This is a genomic window from Mycobacterium sp. IDUB_9, from assembly GCF_055419505.1.
This window is the reverse complement of the sequence record NZ_JBVAXU010000001.1, coordinates 226,682-245,074: the sequence shown is the minus strand read 5'-3', so window position 1 is coordinate 245,074 and position 18,393 is coordinate 226,682. Positions and strand designations below refer to the sequence as shown.

Below are 18,393 nucleotides of genomic sequence, written 5' to 3'. Positions count from 1 at the left end.
GTGCCGGATGGAGACATCGCGACCGCGATCTACGTAGCCTCACCCGAAGGTGACACCGGCAAGTCGACGATTGCGCTGGGCATCCTGCATCGACTTGCTGCGACGGTGCCCAGGGTGGGGGTGTTCCGTCCGATCACACGCCTCGGCGAGAATCGGGACTACATCCTCGAATTGTTGCTGGCCAGTGCCACGGCCGGGTTGAGCTACGACGAATGTGTCGGGGTCAGCTACCAGCAGGTGCACGAGGATCCCGACGTCGCGATCGCCGATATCGTCGACCGGTTCCACCGCGTGGCCGAGCAGTGTGATGCCGTGCTGATCGTCGGCAGCGACTACACCGACGTCGCCACCCCCAGCGAGCTCAGCATGAATGCGCGCATCGCGGTCAATCTCGGTGCGCCCGTCGTGCTCGCGGTCAAGGCGGCGGACCGCACGCCTGAGGAGGTCGCTCATGTGGCCGAGGTGTGCCTGGCCGAGTTGAACCATCAGCATGCGCACGCCGCCGCCGTGGTCGCCAACCGGTGTGACCCCGCGCAGTTGGATGCGGTGGCCGAGGCCCTCAAGCCGCTCGGCACGCCCGCCTATGTACTGCCCGAGGAGCCGTTGCTGTTCGCCCCGTCGGTGGCCGAACTGCAGGTGGCGGTCGACGGCACGGTGATCGCCGGGGATCCGGCGCTGCTGTCGCGCGAGGCGATGGGCGTGCTCGTGGCCGGGATGACGGCTGAGCATGTGCTGGAGCGGCTGACCGAGGGTGTCGCCGTGGTGACGCCGGGTGACCGGTCCGATGTGGTGCTCGCTGTGGTGAGTGCCCATGCCGCAGAGGGCTTTCCGTCACTGTCCTGCATCATCCTCAACGGTGGGCTCGAACTGCATCCCGCTGTTGCGTCGCTGGTCGAGGGGTTGGGTCTGCGGCTGCCGATCGTGGCCACGAAGTACGGCACCTTCGAGACCGCAAGCCGGGTCGCAGGTGCACGCGGCCGCGTCACGGCGAAATCGCAGCGCAAGATCGATACCGCGCTCGCGCTGATGGACAAGCACGTGGACGTCAACGATCTGATCGCGCAGCTGAGCATCCCGATTCCCGCGGTCACCACGCCGCAGATGTTCACCTACCAACTGCTCGACCAGGCCCGCTCCGACCGCAGGCGCATCGTGCTGCCGGAGGGGACCGACGACCGCATCCTCAAGGCCGCGGGCCGGTTGTTGCAGCATGAGGTCGCCGAGCTGACCATCCTCGGCGAGGAAAGTCAGATCCGCTCCCGGGCAGCAGAACTGGGGGTGAACATCGATGCGGCCGTGGTGCTGGACCCGCGTACCAGCGAGTTGTGCGACCGGTTCGCCGAGCAGTACGCCGAGCTGCGCCGAAAGAAGGGCGTGACTGTCGAGCAGGCCCGCGAGATCATCCACGACGTCTCGTATTTCGGCACGATGCTGGTGCATAACCAAATGGTCGACGGCATGGTGTCGGGCGCCGCGCACACCACTGCGCACACCGTGCGGCCGGCCTTCGAGATCATTCGCACCGCGCCGGGGATCTCGACGGTGTCGAGCATCTTCCTGATGTGTCTCGCCGACCGGGTACTGGCCTACGGCGACTGCGCGATCGTGCCGGACCCGACCTCGGAGCAACTTGCGGACATAGCGGTCTCCTCGGCGCGCACCGCCGCGCAGTTCGGCATCGATCCGCGGGTCGCCATGCTGTCGTATTCGACGGGAACCTCGGGTACCGGGGCCGACGTCGACAAGGTTCGGGCGGCAACCGAACTGGTGCGTCAACGCGAACCGGATCTGTTGGTGGAGGGGCCGATTCAGTACGACGCGGCGGTGGAGCCGTCGGTGGCGGCCACCAAGATGCCCGACTCGCCGGTGGCGGGGCGGGCCACCGTGCTGATCTTCCCCGACCTCAACACCGGCAACAACACCTACAAGGCGGTACAGCGCAGCGCCGGCGCGATCGCGATCGGCCCGGTGCTGCAGGGTCTGAACAAGCCGGTCAATGACCTGTCCCGCGGCGCCCTGGTGGAGGACATCGTCAACACCGTGGCGATCACGGCGATCCAGGCACAGGGGCAACCATGACGGTTCTGGTGGTCAACTCCGGATCTTCGTCACTGAAATATGCCGTGGTGAAACCGGATTCGGGAGAATTCCTGGCCGACGGCATCATCGAGCAGATCGGCTCGGAGCAGGTGCCCGACCATGACGCCGCACTGCGGGCGGCGTTCGATGAACTGGCGGGTCAGGGTCTGCACCTCGACACCCTGGGTCTGGTGGCAGTGGGGCACCGGGTGGTGCACGGTGGCAGGGCCTTCTACCAGCCCACCCTGATCGACGGCGATCTGATCGCCAAGCTCGAAGAGCTGTCGCCACTGGCCCCGCTGCACAATCCGCCGGCCATCCTCGGTATCGAGGTAGCCCGCAAGCTGTTGCCCGATCTGCCTCACGTGGCGGTCTTCGACACCGCGTTCTTCCACAACCTGCCCGCGGCGGCGGCGACCTATGCCATCGATCGTGAGGTGGCCGAGCGCTGGGGTATCCGGCGGTACGGCTTTCACGGCACCTCGCATCAGTACGTCAGCGAGCAGGCCGCCACGTTCCTGGACCGGCCCTACGAGTCGCTGAATCAGATTGTGCTGCACCTGGGTAACGGTGCGTCGGCCAGCGCTATCACCGGCGGCCGGCCCGTGGACACGTCGATGGGGTTGACGCCGATGGAGGGCCTGGTGATGGGCACCCGCAGCGGCGACATCGACCCCGGCATCATCTTGTATCTGCGCCGTGCGGCGGACATGGACGTCCAGGACATCGACACGATGCTCAACCGCCAGTCGGGTGTACGTGGCCTCGGTGGCGAGAACGACTTCCGGAAGTTACACGCGCGCATCGAATCCGGTGATGAGAATGCGCAATTGGCGTACGACGTCTACATCCACCGGCTACGCAAGTATGTCGGAGGATATCTGGCGGTGCTGGGTCGTACCGATGTCATCAGCTTCACCGCGGGGGTCGGGGAGAACGACGCCGCGGTGCGCCGCGACGCATTGTCCGGACTCAGCGCACTGGGGATCGAGATCGACGAGGAACTCAACAAGGTGCAAGCGCACGAGGCCCGGCGGATCTCGACACCGGACTCGTCGGTGACGGTGCTCGTGGTGCCGACCAATGAGGAATTGGCGATCGCGAAGGCCTGCGCGGCCCTGGCCTGATTCAGAAGGTGCTCATCGGCCGCACACTGTTGGCCAGGTCGATCAGGGCGTAGCGGTGCGACTGGGTGGGGGCGACGCGGGCCAGCGCCCGCAGCGACGCCTCGACGCCGAGCTTGAGACCGTGTTCGGTGAACGGGAATCCGAGAATGTGATTGCTGCTCGCAGTGTTGTCGGCCAGCCAGTCCATCGCGGTGCCCAACACGAGGGCCCGGATCTGCAACACCCGTGGTTCCGAATCGGGCAGCGCCTCCACCCGCCGCGCCGCATCGCGGATGTTCTGCTCGGTGATCTCACCGGTGGACCGCCCCGACAGCAGGGTGACCGCACTCGTCAGCCGGGCTGTGGTGAAATGTCGTGAGGTGGGTGGAACTTCGTCCAGGGTCTGGACCGCCTTGTCCCGCGACCCGGCAACAGACTCGGCGCGGGCGAACCCGAAGCCGGCCGAGATCACGCCGTTGTCGGTGCTCCACACGGTGTTGTAGAACTTCAGCTCGTCGGCGTTGCCGGCCAGTTCGGCCGTCGCGGCCAACGCCAGTTTGGGGGCCAGCTCCCCGGGCAACGTGTCCAGGACTTCGGTGAAATGCTTTGTGGCCGAGTCGTAATCGGCTGAGAGCATCTCGGCCACGGCGCGGAACCAGACCAGTCGCCAGCGCCAACCGGCCCACACGGCGAGCTCGTCGAGCTTTCGGGTGGCCTTGGCGACATCGCCCAGATCCAGCAGGGCGCGTGCCTCCATCAACGGCAGTTCCACCGATTCGGACACGTCCACGCCCTCGGCGTCGATCGCGCCGTGGCGTGCTGCGCGCAGCTGGTCCAGGGTGTGCACGGGCTGGCTGAGCACACTGGCCACCAGCAGCGGAGCCCCGACGTCGGTGCGGTCCACCAGCGGCACCGGCAGCGCCCGCACGATCTCCTGTGCGGTCAGCTTCTCCGAATGGACCTGCCCGTCAACGTAAACGTCGGTGTGTGCCACCAGCAGATCGACCCCGAACGTGGACCGGGACGGGCTGAACACCGTCGACAGGCCGGGGCGGGGAATTCCGGAGTCGGTGGCCACCACCTCGCGTAGCACGCCGAGCAGCTGGGACGACATCTCCTCGGCGCTGGTGAACCTGCGTCGCGGATCCGGATCGATGGCGCGGCGCAGGAACCGGCCGAAGGAATCGTAGGTGTCGAGTACCGGATCTTCGGACGGCAGCCCGTCGACGTAACGACCCCGCCGGGTCCGCAGTTTCAGGGTGAGCGCGGCCAGCGTGCGTCCCACGCTGTAGATGTCGGTGGCCACCGTGGGCCCGGTACGCACGATCTCGGGAGCCTGGAATCCTGGTGTGCCGTAGAGGTATCCGTAGGAGTTGAGCTTGGATACGGCTCCGAGGTCGATCAGCTTGAGCTGCTCCTCGGTGATCATGATGTTCTCGGGCTTCAGGTCGTTGTAGGCCAGCCCGATCGAATGCAGATAGCCCAGCGCGGGCAGGATCTCCAGCATGTAGCCGATCGCCTCGGCCACCGGAAGCCGAGTTCCCCTGGCCTGTTTGAGCGATGTCCCGCCGACGTACTCCATCACGATGTACCCGACCGGATTGCCGTGCTTGTCATCGTGTTCGACGAAGTTGTAGATCTTCACGATCCCCGGGTGCGTCACCTCGGCCAGGAATTGGCGTTCGGCCATGGCGATCACCTGGGCCTCGGCGTCACCGGAATGCACCAGGCCCTTCAACACGACGGGACGTTCGTTCACGTTGTGGTCGAAGGCCAGATACACCCAGCCCAACCCGCCGTGGGCGATACAGCCCTTGATCTCGTATTGGTCGGCAACGATCTCGCCCGGGGACAGCTGCGGCAGGAACGAATACGCGCTGCCGCAGTGCGGGCACCAACCCTCCGACAGGGCATGCCCGTCGGATGACGATCGACCGACGGGCTTGCCGCAGTTCCAGCAGAACCGCTTCTGTTCGGCCACCACCGGATTGGTCATCAGCGCTGTCAACGGATCGCGCTCGGGCACCCGCGCGATCTCGACCAGGCCGCCGCCCAGCCTGCGGGCCGGCGAGAGCGTCCGGGTCGCGATCGTCGCGAGGTTCTGCGGTTCGGTGTCGCCGTACGGCCCGTCGTCGGAGTCGCCGAACTCCGGACGGAACACGGCCTGGGTGGCCATCGGCCGCATGGTCGACCGCGAATCCATGTCGAGGTCTTCCAGGCTCGCCGGCTGCGTACCGGGCCCTCCGCTCGTATCGGGGTCGGAATCGGGAGGCACCGGCAAATCAGCGTCGTCGGGTTTCTTCATCAGTCGACATACCTCGCGACCGGGGGAGACGGTGCCGGACCCAGTACGGTCAACCACTTGCGGTACAACGTGTTCCAGGTGCCGTCGCGGCGGATGCGTTCCAGCGTCGCGTTGACGACCCGGACCAGCCCGGTGTTCTCCAGGTTCAACCCGATGCCGTAGGGCTCCTCGTTGAGGCTGGGACCGACGATGTGCAGATACGGATCCTGGGCCACCAGCCCGGCCAGGATCGAATCGTCGGTGCTGACCGCGTCGGCCTGGCGCTGCTGCAGCGCCACCAGGCAGTCGGCCCAGGTGACGACCGAGACGATGATCGGTGCCGGGCTGATCTGCTGGATCCGCTTGAGTGAGGTGGTGCCGTCCACCACGCAGACTCGCTTGCCCGAGAGGTCGGAGGCCTGCGAGATGTTGGAATCGCGGGCGGCGAGGATCCGTTGGTGGGCCATCAGATACACCGTGGAGAAGTTCACCTGCTTGCGGCGCTCGCAGGTGATCGTCATGGTCTTGACCACGATGTCGACCTGATTGTTCTGCAGTGCGGTGATGCGGTCGGCCGAGGACAGGATGCGGTATTCGACCTGTGACGGGGTGCCGAAGATGTCGCGGGCGACCTCACCGGCGATGTCGACGTCGAACCCGTTGATCTGACCGGTGATCGGATCGCGGAACGAGAACAGATTGCTGCCGATGTCCAATCCGACGACCAACCGCCCGCGGTCGCGGATCCTGGCCGTTGCCGCGTCGGCGTCGGCCTTGTTGGTGAACGGTCGCAGGCTGGCGGTGCGGTTGCACTCGTCGGTCTCCGGCTCCGGCACCCGCACCGGTTGAGGCGCCAGCTCCTGCATGCCGGCCGGGCTGGGCGGGGCCAGGGTCATCGTCGGCACGGTCAACGCCGGTGCACTCTGACCGCATCCGGCCACCGCCACGGCTGCGGTCAGCGCGGCCAACATCTTTCGCAGTTTTGCCATCATCTGTACTCACTGAGTCGAGGCCACAGGCCCAGCGCCACCGCCAGCGCCGCGGCCACACTGAGCAGGGCGGCACCCACGGTCGCGCCGGACAGCACCCGGCGGGCATTGGCGATGTCGTTGCGCAACTGGCTGCGGCTCTGTTCGATGCCCTTGGACAACGAATCGTCGAGTTTGTCGAAGGCCGACGTGGAATCGTCCTCGCCGGTGCCCAGAGCCACCTGCGTCGCGGCCTGGTAATTGCCCACCGCGATATACGCGTTGATCCGGTCATCGGCCGCCCGCCATTTGGTGAGCAGATCTTCGGCACCCGTCAGATCGCTCTTGTCGATGCGGGTGTCGCGGGCCAGATATTGGGCGAGCTGTTGCTGCATGGCCTCGATGCGCTGGTAGTAGGACTGTTTACGCAGGTTTTCGTCGCCACGCCGGATCAGGGCCAGCGTTTCGTCAGCCCGGGCCTGCTGGGCGGTGATGGCCAGATTGGTCACGGTCTTCAGGGATTCGGCGGCGGTGTCCTTGGCGCTGCGGCTGTCCGATGTCGAGATCACCAGTGCCGTCGTCACCCAGATCAGCATGATCAGCACGGCCATCCCGCCGGCCACGAAACCGATGTTGACCCGGCGCCGGGTGCGTCGTGCCAACCAGCGGTTGGCGAACGCGCCGAACATCAACGTCGCCAGCACCACCAACATCACCGCGGCGGGGATCCGGGTGGAGGCCGTCGTCTCGGCATCCACCCGTGCGGAGGTCTCCTCGTACAGGCGTTGCGCGTCGGGCAGGATCTGGGACTGCATCAGTGCCGAGGCTTCCGACAGGTATGACGAGCCGACCGGGTTGCCGGCCCGGTTGTTGGTCCGCGCGGTCTCCACCAGGCCGGTGTAGACGGCCAGCCGGGCATTGATCCGGCCGAGCAGCTGCACCAGCTCTTCGTCGGTCAACCCGCTCGAAGCCCGGGTCACCGCAACCGAGGCGTCGGTGATGGCCTGCTCGTAGCGCTGCCGCACGTCGCGGGGCTCGGCCCCGGCGATGAAGGCCGTGGCCGCGGCGGCGTCGGCCACCGACAGCGTGGTGTAGAGCTGGCCGGCCGCGAATGCCAGGGGCTCGGTGTGATCGAGCACCGTGGTGAGCGCCTGCTGGCGGTCGTTGATCGTGGTGGATGTGGCGAACGCGCTGGCGATCACGAGTGCCGACAGCACCAGTCCGATCGTCAGGATGCGTCCGGGGGTGGTCCACAGGAACCACCACCGCGGGTGCGCAGGAGTGGTCGGCGACCGGGACGCGAGCGGTTCGGTCGAGGGATGTGCCAACTCCACAGTCACCTGTGCGCGGACCTCATTTAGTTTCGGTGCAAACGGGCTGTCCCCACACTATAAAAAAATTCTAAGAGGGCTGCGCTTAGGCTCGCGGAGAAATTGGGCCCCACCGAAACTGGCGACGTTCCCTATTCTGTACGGGTGCGAGGCGACGGTGACGGCTGGGTGTTCTCCGACAACGGCGCCCGTTACTGGGGGCGTCACGGTGCGGCCGGCCTGTTGCTGCGCGCGCCGTGGCCGGGTGGATCGGCGGCCGTGCTGCTGCAACACCGCGCCCCGTGGAGTCATCAGGGCGGAACCTGGGCCTTGCCCGGAGGTGCCCGCGACAGTCACGAGACCGCCGAGCAGGCCGCGGTCCGGGAGGCCAACGAGGAAGCCGGGGTGACCGCCGAGCAGCTCACCGTGCGGACCACGGTGGTGACGGCCGAGGTGGCCGGCACCGGCGGCACGCACTGGAGCTACACCACGGTGATCGCCGATGTGCCCGCACCGCTGGAGACCATTCCGAACCGGGAGAGCTCGGAGTTGCGCTGGGTGGCCGAGGACGAGGTCGCCGAGTTGCCGCTGCATCCCGGGTTCGCCGCCAGTTGGGAGCAGCTTCGGGCGGTGACGGCGTCCCTGCCGCTCGAACTCAACCCGCCGCGCTGATCATTGCCTTGAGTTCGGAGGCTGCGGCCCGCGGATCTTCGGCCGCGGTGATCGCGCGGACCACCACGATGCGCCGGGCCCCGGCAGCCAGCACCTCGGGCAGCCGTTGCTGATCGATCCCGCCGATCGCGAACCACGGCTTGGCCGGGTTCAGCGCCGCCGTCGAGCGCACCAGGTCCAGTCCCGGCGCGGTTCGGCCCGGCTTGGTCGGGGTGGGCCAGCACGGGCCGACACAGAAGTAGTCCACTGCTTCGGTGACGGCCGCCGCGGCCTGCGCGGCGTCATGCGTGGAGCGACCGATCACCCGACGATCGCCGATGATGCCGCGCGCAACGTCCAACGGCAGATCGTCCTGGCCCAGGTGGAGCACGTCGGCTCCGGCCGCCAGCGCGATGTCGGCGCGGTCGTTGACCGCGAGCAGTGCACCGTGGCGGCGGGCGGCCCCGGCCAGGATCTCCAGCGCCTCGAGTTCCTGCCGGGCCTCCAGTGGGCCGAGCCGCTTCTCCCCGGCTGAGCCCTTGTCACGTAGCTGGATCAGATCCACCCCGCCGGCCAGCGCCGCGTCGGCGAATTCGGCCAGGTCACCGCGCTCCCGACGGGCGTCGGTGCACAGGTAGAGGGTGGCGCGCTGCAAACGGTCGGCGGGTGATTCCACACCGCGACGGTAGCGGGTACCGCCCGAGTACCCTGGACTGGCAATCAATACGGGAGTCCCTGGGACGAGGGGCTGAGAGTGGGCACACGGACCGGCCCTGACCGTCACACCTGATCCGGGTCATGCCGGCGAAGGGAGCGGATATGGCGCGAACACTCGCCGTCATCGGCGGCGGTGTCATCGGGCTGTCTGTCGCACGCCGGGCTGCGCTGGACGGCTGGACCGTGCGGCTGCACTGCACCACCGAACGTGGTGCCTCATGGGTGGCCGGCGGCATGCTGGCCCCGCACAGCGAAGGCTGGCCGGGCGAAGAGCAGATCCTGCAGATCGGCCTGGAATCGCTGAAGCTGTGGCACTCGGGGTTTCTCGACGGGCTGGCGCCCGAGGTGGTCACCGCCCGCGAGTCGCTGGTGGTCGCCGTCGACCGGGCCGACGTGGCCGATCTGCGTACCGTCGCCGAATGGCTGTCTGCCCAAGGACAGCCGGTCGAGCTGACCACGGCCGCGCGTGACGTGGAACCCCTACTAGCCCAAGGCATCCGGCACGGGTTCCGGGCCACCACCGAACTCGCCGTGGACAACCGCGCCGTGGTCGACGGGCTGGCCGCGCACTGCGAACGACTGGCGGTGCGGTGGGCCGGGCCGGTCGCGGACCTGTCCGAAATCGAGGCGGACGTGCGGGTGATCGCCAACGGGATCGACTCCCCGAAGCTGTGGCCGGGCCTGCCGGTGCGCCCGGTCAAGGGCGAGGTGCTGCGGCTGCGGTGGCGTAAGGGCTGTATGCCGGTGCCGCAGCGGGTGATCCGGGCCCGTGTGCACGGCCGGCCGGTGTACCTCGTGCCGCGTGCCGACGGCGTGGTGGTCGGCGCCACCCAGTACGAGCACGGGCGCGACACCGCGCCGGTGGTCAGCGGGGTGCGCGACCTGCTCGAGGACGCCTGCGCGGTGATGCCCGCACTGGGCGAGTACGAGCTGGCCGAGACTGCGGCCGGACTGCGGCCGATGACGCCCGACGGGCTGCCCATCGTCGAGCGGGTCGACGAGCGGACCCTGGTGGCCGTCGGGCACGGCCGCAACGGATTTCTGTTGGCACCGTGGACCGCTGAGCGGGTCGCGGCTGAGCTCGAGATGAGTGTGGGAGCGAAATGATCACCATCACGGTCAACAACGAGGCCCTGGAGGTGGACGACCAGACCACCGTCGAGGGACTCCTGGAGACTCGCGGCTTTCCGGACAAGGGCATCGCCGTCGCTCTGGACTGGACAGTGCTGCCCCGGTCGGAATGGGACCGGACGCTGGCCGACGGCGCCCGGGTGGAGGTCGTGACGGCGGTGCAGGGTGGCTGATTCAAAACTCGTCATCGGCGGCCGGGAGTTCGGCTCCCGGCTGATCATGGGCACCGGCGGTGCACCGAATCTGGCTGTGCTGGAAGAGGCATTGGTCGCCTCGGGGACAGAGTTGACGACCGTGGCGATGCGACGGGTGGACGCCGAGGCCGGCACCGGAGTGCTCGATCTGCTCAACCGGCTCGGTATCGCGGCGCTGCCCAACACCGCGGGCTGTCGCGGCGCGGCCGAGGCCGTGCTCACCGCGCAGTTGGCCCGCGAGGCGCTGGGCACCGATCTGGTCAAACTCGAAGTCATCGCCGACGACCGCACACTGTTGCCCGATGCCATCGAATTGGTCAAGGCGGCAGAACAATTGGTCGATGACGGGTTCATCGTGCTGCCCTACACCAACGACGACCCGGTGCTGGCCCGCCGGCTGGAGGACACCGGGTGCGCCGCGGTCATGCCGCTGGGCTCGCCGATCGGAACAGGCCTGGGCATCTCCAACCCGCACAACATCGAGATGATCGTCGAGCAGGCCGGGGTGCCGGTGGTGCTGGACGCCGGGATCGGCACGGCGTCGGATGCCGCGCTGGCGATGGAATTGGGCTGCGATGCAGTGCTGTTGGCCACCGCCGTCACCCGGGCATCCGATCCACCCACCATGGCTGCGGCGATGTCGGCGGCCGTCACCGCCGGATATCTGGCACGCCAGGCGGGCCGGATTCCGAAGCGGTTCTGGGCGCAGGCGTCGAGCCCGGCATTGTGATTCGACGTGCACGGTAAACGCTATGTGGCCCTGGGCAGTTCGATGGCGGCCGGGCCCGGGATCAAGCCGTCGGCTGCCGGCGCGCCGTGGCAGGCGAGCCGCTCGGCCCGCAATTACCCGCATCTGGTGGCCGCCCAGCTCGGGCTCGATCTGGTAGATGTGACCTACTCCGGGGCCACCACCGCGCACATACTGCGGGATCGTCAGAACGGTGCGCCACCGCAGATCGATGCGCTCGACGGGTCCGAGGCTCTCGTCACCGTCACGATCGGTGGCAACGACGCCGGCTACGTGCCCCAGCTGATGGCCGCCGCCCTGCCTCGGTTCACCCGGTCCCTGCCGCTGCTGGGTTCGCGGTTGCGTGACCTGCTCGACCCCGACGCACGGGCGGCGGCGCTGACCGACGTGGCAGCTGCACTGGTGACCGTGGGACGTGAGATCCGGCGGCGCGCTCCGCTGGCACGGGTGCTGTTCGTGGACTACCTGACTCTGCTGCCGCCAGAAGGCGTCGTGTCGCCGCCCCTGTCGGAGGCCGACGTCGCGCTCGGACGGCACATCGCGGCCACCCTGGAACGACTCACCGGAGAGGCGGCCGCGCAGACAGACTGCGGATGGGTTCGCGCTGCGCAGGCCAGCGTGGCGCACCATGCCTGGTCGGCCCGGCCATGGACGACGCGGCCCGGTTTGCCCTGGCCATGCCGGCCGGCGCCGCTGCATCCCAACGCCGCGGGCATGCGGGCGGTTGCCGATCTGGTGGTGGCGCAGGCCGGCGCCGGCGCCTGAATTCGTGACATCGGGGCTGATGGCGGCGTGTAACAATCTTTGAAGAAGTTCTGGCTTGCATTGAGGGAGGTGCCATGGCCCTGGGGTTGAATGGTGACGAGCTTCGGAAGAAGTCTGCCCAACTGTCGAAATTCGCCGCCGAACGCGCCCAGCACGAGCGCCGCGTCGCCGAGATCGCAGGTGAGCTCGCCACAGCATGGGCGGGAACGTCGGGCTCAGCGGTCCAGACCGCACTCTCGAATTACCTCACGCAGGCATCGGACGTCCGTCGGGAAGAGCTCGACATGTCGCACCTCCTCAGCGAGGCGATCGCGGCATACGAGGGGACCGACAGTGACGCGGCGGGTTCGCTGGCCCAGTCCATGAACATTTGAAACAGAAGGTTTCCGAATGAGCACCGATATCAGCGTCCAGTTCGAACGGACGCGGCAGCTGGCCGCCGAGCTGGATGCCGAGGCCGCCAAGGTCAAACAGATCCTCGAGGAAGAGACCTCGCTGATGGCCGACATCGGCGGGATGTGGAGTGGCACGGCCTCGGAACAGTTCAATCAGCAGTACAGCGAGTGGAACAAGGAAGCCGACGAAGAGGCTCAGGCGCTGGACCAGCTGTGCGCCGCGGTTCACGCGGGCATCGACACGCTCAACACCACCGAGTCCGATGTGACGGGAATGTTCAGCTGATCTGAACCTGAGCAGTCAGAACGACACCGCCTGCAATGATGGCGGTGATGATCGAACTGACCGGGCTGACAAAGCTCTACGGCACCCACCGCGCTGTCGACGATCTGACGTGCACCGTCGAGCCGGGCGTGGTCACCGGCTTCCTCGGGCCCAACGGCGCAGGCAAGACCACCACGATGCGGCTGATCCTCGGACTGGACCATCCCAGTGCCGGGAACGCGACCATCGACGGCAAGCACTATCGGGAGCTACGTGACCCGCTGCGCACGGTCGGCGCCCTGCTCGACGCGCGGCAGGCCCATCCGAACCGCTCCGCCCGCAACCACCTGCGCTGGATCGCCGCGGCCAACCGGATTCCGGCGACCCGGGTGGACGAGGTGCTCGAGACGGTCGGGCTGACGGCGGCAGGAGAACGCAATGCCGGGGCGCTGTCGTTGGGCATGAGCCAGCGGTTGGGGATCGCCGCCGCGCTGCTCGGCGATCCGCCGGTGCTGCTGTTCGACGAACCGGTCAACGGCCTGGATCCCGAGGGCATCCACTGGGTGCGCACCCTGATGCGCAGCCTCGCCGCCGAGGGCCGCACAGTGTTCGTGTCCAGCCATCTGCTGGCCGAGATGTCCAACACCGCAGATCGGTTGGTGGTGATCGGGCAGGGCAAGCTGATCGCCTCGACGACGGTGAGCGAGTTCGTCAGCGGCACGTCCGCCGATGCCGTGCGGGTCCGCACCCCACAACTCGAGACACTGCGTGAGGTTCTCACCGATGCCGGGTTCGAGGTGGAGGCCGCCGCCGACGGCGACGCGCTGGCGGTGCACGGCGCGGCGATCGAGGTGATCGGCGACCTGGCCGCGCGCAACGCGATCACCCTGCACGAGTTGAGCCAGCGGCAGGCCTCGCTGGAGGAGGCGTATCTGAAACTCACCGATGATGCCGTCGATTACCGGGCTGGTGTTGTGATGAGCGCTCGCGCGAAGAACCGAGAAGAACGATGAGCGCACTGGCCGCACTCGACGCCGAGCGCATCAAGCTGTCCACCACCCGCTCCCCGCTGTGGTCGACGGTCGGTGTCGCGGTGCTCAGCCTCGGCCTGGCCGCCATGCAGGGCATGACGGCGGACCACTATTCCGCGCTGTCCCCGTCCAAGGCCGCGTTGGGTGTCGCGGTGTTCGGGGTTCCCGTGCTCATGGTCCTGTCCTCGATGACGATGACCGGCGAGTACCGCAGCGGCCTGATCCGCACGACCTTGTTGGCCACCCCGAACCGAACGCAGGTGCTCACCGCGAAAGCGGTGGTGTGCGCGGCGTTCTCCTCGGTGTGCGCGGTGGTGATGGTGCTGGCCTCGGTGTTGGTGGCCCGGATGGTCGCCGACCCGGTGGTCGGTCCGCAGCTGTCGATGGCCAACCCGGCGACGTGGCGGGTGGCCGGCGGGTTCGCGTTGTACGCCGCGCTGGCCGCGGTGCTCGGGGTGGCGGTCGGGGCGCTGGTGCGATTCGCTGCGGGCGCGGTGGCGGTCCTGCTGCTGTGGCCGCTGGTGGCCGAGCCTCTGCTCGGCAACATGCCGAACTCCGGCCCGCAGACAGGTCCCTGGTTGCCGTTCGCCAACATGTTCACGTTCCTGCACGTGGACTGGCTGTTCCCGACGTATGTCATGCCGTGGGGTGAGCTGGGCTCGCTGGTGTACTTCATGGTGTGGGTCGCGGTGGCGTTTGTCGCCGCCGCGGTCGTGCTGAACAGGCGTGACGCCTGACCCGGAATTACTCCGGGTCAGACGCCACCTCCGTCGAACCAGCCGCTTCGGCCGTGCCGAGGGCCAGTACCACCTTCGACCCGTACGGCACGCGCTGGATCAGCTGCAGCTGAGCCAGGGCCGGGTGGGCATCCAGCAGCTTGCCGGCATTGGCCAGCGCGCGCAGTGCCGCGGTCTCGGCGCGGGCCGCTTCCAGCTTGGCCGCCCCGGTGGCCTTGGCCGTCACCAGCTGCATGGCCGCGGCCCGGATCTCGGCCGGGATGATCACGTCCTTCACGAACGCCTCGATCACCTCGACCCCGGTGCGGGCACCGGCCGTCCGCGCTGCCGCAGCGATCGCCGCAGCATCGATGCGGTTGCCCCGCTGCATCACCTCGTCGGCGGTCACTGCGGCGACGAGGTCGCGCAGGGCGATCTGCGCGGCGAGGTACACCGCGGCCATCGGATCGGCCGCCGCCTCCACGTAGGCCACCGCGTCGCTGACCTTGAACTGCAGCGCGACGGTGATCCGCAGCGTCACCGCATCCGAGGTCAGCACCTCCTGCGGCGCCAGCGTGAGCACCTGCTCACGCATCTCGACACGCACCACCGAGGCCGCCACATCAATGCGGTGGCGCCCCGGGGGCAGGACACGACCCAGCGTGCCGTCGCGGTACTCCAGTGCGCACTGGCCTGCAGAAACGGTGATTCGGTTGAACGTGAAGATGCCCATATCGTGTCCTCCTTCCGGTGTATGTGTCTGTGTGGCAAAGGGATACCGCCACCGGACGCAACCGCGGGCGGGGCGTCGCACCCCCGTACCGGCGGGTGCGGGCCGCAAGGCCCCCGAGTGCGCGATTCCGGCGACGGTATCGGGGTTGCAAGAGAGGATTCGAACCTCAGGCCCTTTACCTGTGCCATGACGCCGCCGGCAACACGCAGAAACGTTGCGGTACCCCGCGCGGCCTGCTTCCCTGTCGGCGCCGTGGAACACCATGCCATCACAGCAAATCGCCAGGCAACTGATTTATCGGTCGGGCAATTCGAGGCAGCGGCTACCGTGGGTCCAATGCGACGTACTTCGACGGGGGCGGTTCTCGGCGCACTGGCGCTGACCGTGGGGCTGGCCGGCTGTGATGCAAAGACCGAACTGCAGACCGACGGGCAGGCGTCCCGGGAGTCCTCATCGTCGGCGGTGCTGTACGCCGACGAGTTGCGTGCGCAGGTGTCGACCGACGCGATGATGGGGCATCTGGGCAAGCTGCAGGAGATAGCCAATGCGCACGACGGCAACCGCGCGCTGGGCACCGCGGGGTACGACGCGAGTGTCGATTACGTCGCCGGTGCGCTGCGCGATAAGGGATTTGACGTCCAGACCCCGGAGTTCGAGGTGAAACTCCCGTTCGCCGAGGATCCGCAGGTGACCGTCGGTGGTCAGCCGGTCACCGCCAAGCCGCTGGGGTTCACCATCGGCACCGCCCAGGAAGGGGTGTCCGGGCCGCTGGTCCCCGCGAAGGTGGAGGACACGCCGGGGTGCCAGGCCGCCGACTATGACGGACTGCCCGTCGCCGGCGCCGTGGTCCTGGTCGACCGTGGCTCCTGCCCCTTCGCGGACAAGCAGTCCGCGGCCGCCGAGCGCGGTGCTGTGGCGATGATCGTCGTCAACACCGACAACGAAGAGAAGATGGGCGGCACGCTGGGCCGCAACACCGATGTCAAGATTCCGGTGGTCAGTGTGACGAAGGACGAGGGCACCCGTTTACGCAACGCGCCCGGCCCCGCCACGCTCAAGCTCGTGGCCGGGGTGCGCGTCGAGCACACCCGCAATGTCGTCGCCCAGACGAAGACCGGGTCGACCTCGGACGTGGTCATGGTCGGGGCACACCTCGACAGCGTTCCCGAGGGCCCCGGCATCAACGACAACGGCTCCGGGGTCGCCGCCGTCCTGGAAACTGCTCTGCAGCTGGGTGATTCGCCGGAGGTGGCCAACGCCGTGCGATTCGGCTTCTGGGGCGCCGAGGAGGAAGGTTTGCTCGGCTCGACCAACTATGTCGAGTCCCTGGATGACGAAGGGCTCAAGGACATTGCCATGTACCTGAACTTCGACATGCTCGGCTCGCCCAACGCGGGCTTCTTCACCTACGACGGCGACCAGTCCGCACCGCTGGACGAACAGGGGCGTCCGCGTGTTCCCGAGGGCTCGGCGGGAATCGAGCGGACCCTGGCGGCCTATCTGAAAGAAGCGGGAAAGACGCCGCGTGACACCAGTTTTGACGGTCGGTCCGACTACGACGGGTTCACCATGGCCGGGGTTCCCGCCGGGGGGTTGTTCTCGGGCGCCGAGGACAAGATGACCGCCGAAGAGGCGAAATTGTGGGCCGGCCAGGCGGATGAACCATTCGACCCGAACTATCACAAGAACACCGATACCCTTGACCACGTGAACCGGGATGCGTTGCAGATACATGGCGAGGGAGTTGCATTTGCTGTCGGGCTATATGCCCAAGATCAGCGGGGTCGCAACGGTTTACCGGTCCGCGCAGACCGTACGCGCCACCAGATCACCCCGCAGTGACGGCGCGTCGACTCGCTGCAATATTGCTCGGTGCCGCACTGGCGGGCTGCTCGGCGCAGTCGGCTGTCGAGCCCCAGGATCTGGCAGGCAAGATCACCGTCGACGCCATGTTCACCCACCTGCGCAAGTTCCAGGAGATCGCCGACAGCCATGACGGCAACCGGGCGGTCGGCAGTTCCCGATACGACGCCAGCGTCGACTATGTGGCACAACTGCTGCGGGACAAGGGTTTCGACGTGCAGACACCCGAGTTCGAGCGGATGGGCTCGATGCGCGGAGGGAACCCCTCGCTGAACGTTTCCGGGCGCAGTTACGAAGTGGATCAGGCGTCGATGCTGGTGATGACGGCACCGGGCGGGCTCAACGCGCCCACGTTGCGGCCGGCCAAGCCCTCCGGGTGCGCGGCCTCCGACTACGGCTCGGTGAATATCTCCGGTGCCATTGCGGTTGTCGACGAGACCGGGTGTTCCGTTGTGGTCAAACAGAACACCGCGTTGGCCAAGGGCGCGGTCGGGTTGCTTGTGGTCAACCGTGGGCGGCAGCCCGCTCCGGGTGGGTTGTTCAGCACCGGCTACTACCGCCAACTCACCGTGCCGGTCGGCGTCATCGACGAGACTGCAGATGCGGCGCTGCTCGGCACCAGCGCCCCGGTTCGGCTGACCCTCGACGGCAAAGCCGAGATGGTCAAATCCCGCAGCGTGACTGCGCAGACGAAGACCGGTTCGACCTCGGATGTGGTGCTCGTCGGCGCGCACCTGGACAGTGTGGGTGGTGGCCCCGGCATCAACGACAACGGGTCCGGCGTGGCAGCCGTATTGGAAACCGCGCTGCAGCTCGGTAGTTCGCCGAAGGCGACGAATGCAGTGCGGTTCGCGTTCTGGGGTGCCGAGGAGATGGGGCTGGAAGGGTCGACGCAGTACGTGCGCAGCCTGCCGCTGGACCAACTCGACGATCTCGCGCTGTACCTGAACTTCGACATGGTCGGCTCACCCAACGCCGGGTTCTTCACCTACGACGGCGACCAGTCCGGCCAGGCAGGAGACCCCAAACCGATACCCGAGGGTTCGGCCGGCATCGAACGGACCATGGCCGGCTACCTCAACCTCGCCGGGGTGCGGCCCGCGGACATGCCGATCGGCATCAACACCGACTACCATCCACTCCTGCAGGCCGGGGTGCCGATCGGAGGTGCCACCACCGGATCGTCGCAGCGCAAGAGCAAGGTTCAGGCCCGACTGTGGGGCGGACGAACCGGGGTGGCCTTCGATCCGAACTATCACACCGCACGTGACACCATCGACAACATCGATGCGCGTGCGCTCGGGATCATGGGATCGGCGATCGCGTTCACCGTTGGCACCTACGCCCAGTCGATCGAGGGCCTCAACGGTGTGCCGGCACGGGACAAGAGGCACCGCGGTTGAACCGTCAGGGGTAGGCCCCCGTTGTACGGGTATG

General features: G+C 67.5%; 18 protein-coding genes and 1 riboswitch. Of the genes, 13 read left to right on the top strand and 5 right to left on the bottom strand.

Annotated features, from left to right (window positions below):
• Together pta and ACZY08_RS01290 are read left to right on the top strand one after the other, a co-directional pair.
• Positions 1 to 2,079, top strand: coding sequence for a phosphate acetyltransferase (gene pta / locus ACZY08_RS01295; protein WP_463742812.1), 2,079 nt, complete (start codon positions 1 to 3; stop codon positions 2,077 to 2,079).
• The gene (locus ACZY08_RS01290; protein ID WP_463742811.1) at positions 2,076 to 3,206 is read left to right on the top strand and encodes an acetate kinase; all 1,131 of its coding nucleotides are present in this window, start codon (positions 2,076 to 2,078) and stop codon (positions 3,204 to 3,206) included. The genes pta and ACZY08_RS01290 overlap by 4 nt, the downstream gene beginning before the upstream one ends.
• Before the next feature lies 1 nt (position 3,207).
• Here ACZY08_RS01290 and ACZY08_RS01285 read toward each other — a convergent pair whose 3' ends face one another.
• Genes ACZY08_RS01285 through glnX form a run of 3 tightly spaced genes read right to left on the bottom strand, consistent with a single transcriptional unit; the run spans position 3,208 to position 7,777 of the window.
• Complete coding sequence (locus ACZY08_RS01285; RefSeq protein ID WP_463742810.1) at positions 3,208 to 5,490, bottom strand: serine/threonine-protein kinase PknG; 2,283 nt, start codon at positions 5,488 to 5,490, stop codon at positions 3,208 to 3,210.
• Positions 5,490 to 6,461: a glutamate ABC transporter substrate-binding protein gene (locus ACZY08_RS01280; RefSeq protein WP_463742809.1), complete on the bottom strand. Its 972-nt coding sequence runs from the start codon at positions 6,459 to 6,461 to the stop codon at positions 5,490 to 5,492. Before ACZY08_RS01280 ends, ACZY08_RS01285 begins: the two co-directional genes overlap by 1 nt.
• A complete protein-coding gene (gene glnX / locus ACZY08_RS01275) occupies positions 6,458 to 7,777 on the bottom strand; it encodes a protein kinase G-activating protein GlnX (RefSeq protein WP_463742808.1) in 1,320 nt (439 codons plus the stop codon). Before glnX ends, ACZY08_RS01280 begins: the two co-directional genes overlap by 4 nt.
• A 135-nt stretch (positions 7,778 to 7,912) precedes the next feature.
• Between glnX and ACZY08_RS01270 the strand changes: the two genes are divergently transcribed.
• On the top strand, positions 7,913 to 8,419 hold the full coding sequence (locus ACZY08_RS01270; protein WP_463742807.1) for an NUDIX hydrolase: 507 nt from the start codon (positions 7,913 to 7,915) through the stop codon (positions 8,417 to 8,419).
• Here the strand turns inward: ACZY08_RS01270 and thiE are convergent.
• Entirely contained in the window at positions 8,403 to 9,074 is a 672-nt protein-coding gene (thiE, locus tag ACZY08_RS01265) for a thiamine phosphate synthase (RefSeq protein WP_463742806.1), read from the bottom strand. The two genes, ACZY08_RS01270 and thiE, sit on opposite strands and share 17 nt — an antisense overlap.
• Positions 9,075 to 9,113: 39 nt before the next feature.
• A riboswitch (TPP riboswitch) is annotated at positions 9,114 to 9,228 on the top strand.
• Between thiE and thiO the strand changes: the two genes are divergently transcribed.
• From thiO to ACZY08_RS01225, 8 genes are all read left to right on the top strand, one after another.
• Positions 9,218 to 10,222, top strand: coding sequence for a glycine oxidase ThiO (gene thiO, locus ACZY08_RS01260; protein ID WP_463742805.1), 1,005 nt, complete (start codon positions 9,218 to 9,220; stop codon positions 10,220 to 10,222). Its footprint overlaps the riboswitch before it by 11 nt.
• Positions 10,219 to 10,419, top strand: coding sequence for a sulfur carrier protein ThiS (gene thiS / locus ACZY08_RS01255; protein WP_463742804.1), 201 nt, complete (start codon positions 10,219 to 10,221; stop codon positions 10,417 to 10,419). Before thiO ends, thiS begins: the two co-directional genes overlap by 4 nt.
• On the top strand, positions 10,412 to 11,170 hold the full coding sequence (gene thiG / locus ACZY08_RS01250; protein WP_463742803.1) for a thiazole synthase: 759 nt from the start codon (positions 10,412 to 10,414) through the stop codon (positions 11,168 to 11,170). Before thiS ends, thiG begins: the two co-directional genes overlap by 8 nt.
• Positions 11,171 to 11,176: 6 nt before the next feature.
• Positions 11,177 to 11,953, top strand: coding sequence for an SGNH/GDSL hydrolase family protein (locus ACZY08_RS01245; protein WP_463742802.1), 777 nt, complete (start codon positions 11,177 to 11,179; stop codon positions 11,951 to 11,953).
• Positions 11,954 to 12,027: 74 nt separating this feature from the next.
• Positions 12,028 to 12,327 carry a hypothetical protein gene (locus ACZY08_RS01240; protein ID WP_463742801.1) on the top strand — a complete coding sequence of 100 codons (300 nt, stop codon included), beginning with the start codon at positions 12,028 to 12,030 and terminating at the stop codon, positions 12,325 to 12,327.
• 16 nt (positions 12,328 to 12,343) lie between these two features.
• A complete protein-coding gene (locus ACZY08_RS01235; protein ID WP_463742800.1) occupies positions 12,344 to 12,634 on the top strand; it encodes a WXG100 family type VII secretion target in 291 nt (96 codons plus the stop codon).
• 47 nt (positions 12,635 to 12,681) lie between these two features.
• Complete coding sequence (locus ACZY08_RS01230) at positions 12,682 to 13,626, top strand: ATP-binding cassette domain-containing protein (protein WP_463742799.1); 945 nt, start codon at positions 12,682 to 12,684, stop codon at positions 13,624 to 13,626.
• Positions 13,623 to 14,381 carry an ABC transporter permease gene (locus ACZY08_RS01225; RefSeq protein ID WP_463742798.1) on the top strand — a complete coding sequence of 253 codons (759 nt, stop codon included), beginning with the start codon at positions 13,623 to 13,625 and terminating at the stop codon, positions 14,379 to 14,381. The genes ACZY08_RS01230 and ACZY08_RS01225 overlap by 4 nt, the downstream gene beginning before the upstream one ends.
• A 7-nt stretch (positions 14,382 to 14,388) precedes the next feature.
• Here the strand turns inward: ACZY08_RS01225 and ACZY08_RS01220 are convergent, their stop codons facing one another.
• A complete protein-coding gene (locus ACZY08_RS01220; protein ID WP_463742797.1) occupies positions 14,389 to 15,093 on the bottom strand; it encodes a slipin family protein in 705 nt (234 codons plus the stop codon).
• 336 nt (positions 15,094 to 15,429) lie between these two features.
• Here ACZY08_RS01220 and ACZY08_RS01215 point away from each other — a divergent pair, with 336 nt between their 5' ends.
• Positions 15,430 to 16,935 (top strand): M28 family metallopeptidase, encoded by a 1,506-nt coding sequence (locus ACZY08_RS01215; protein ID WP_463742796.1) that lies wholly within the window; start codon positions 15,430 to 15,432, stop codon positions 16,933 to 16,935.
• Positions 16,932 to 18,359, top strand: a complete 1,428-nt coding sequence (locus tag ACZY08_RS01210; RefSeq protein ID WP_463742795.1) for a M28 family peptidase — start codon at positions 16,932 to 16,934, stop codon at positions 18,357 to 18,359. Before ACZY08_RS01215 ends, ACZY08_RS01210 begins: the two co-directional genes overlap by 4 nt.
• Positions 18,360 to 18,393 lie beyond the last annotated feature (34 nt).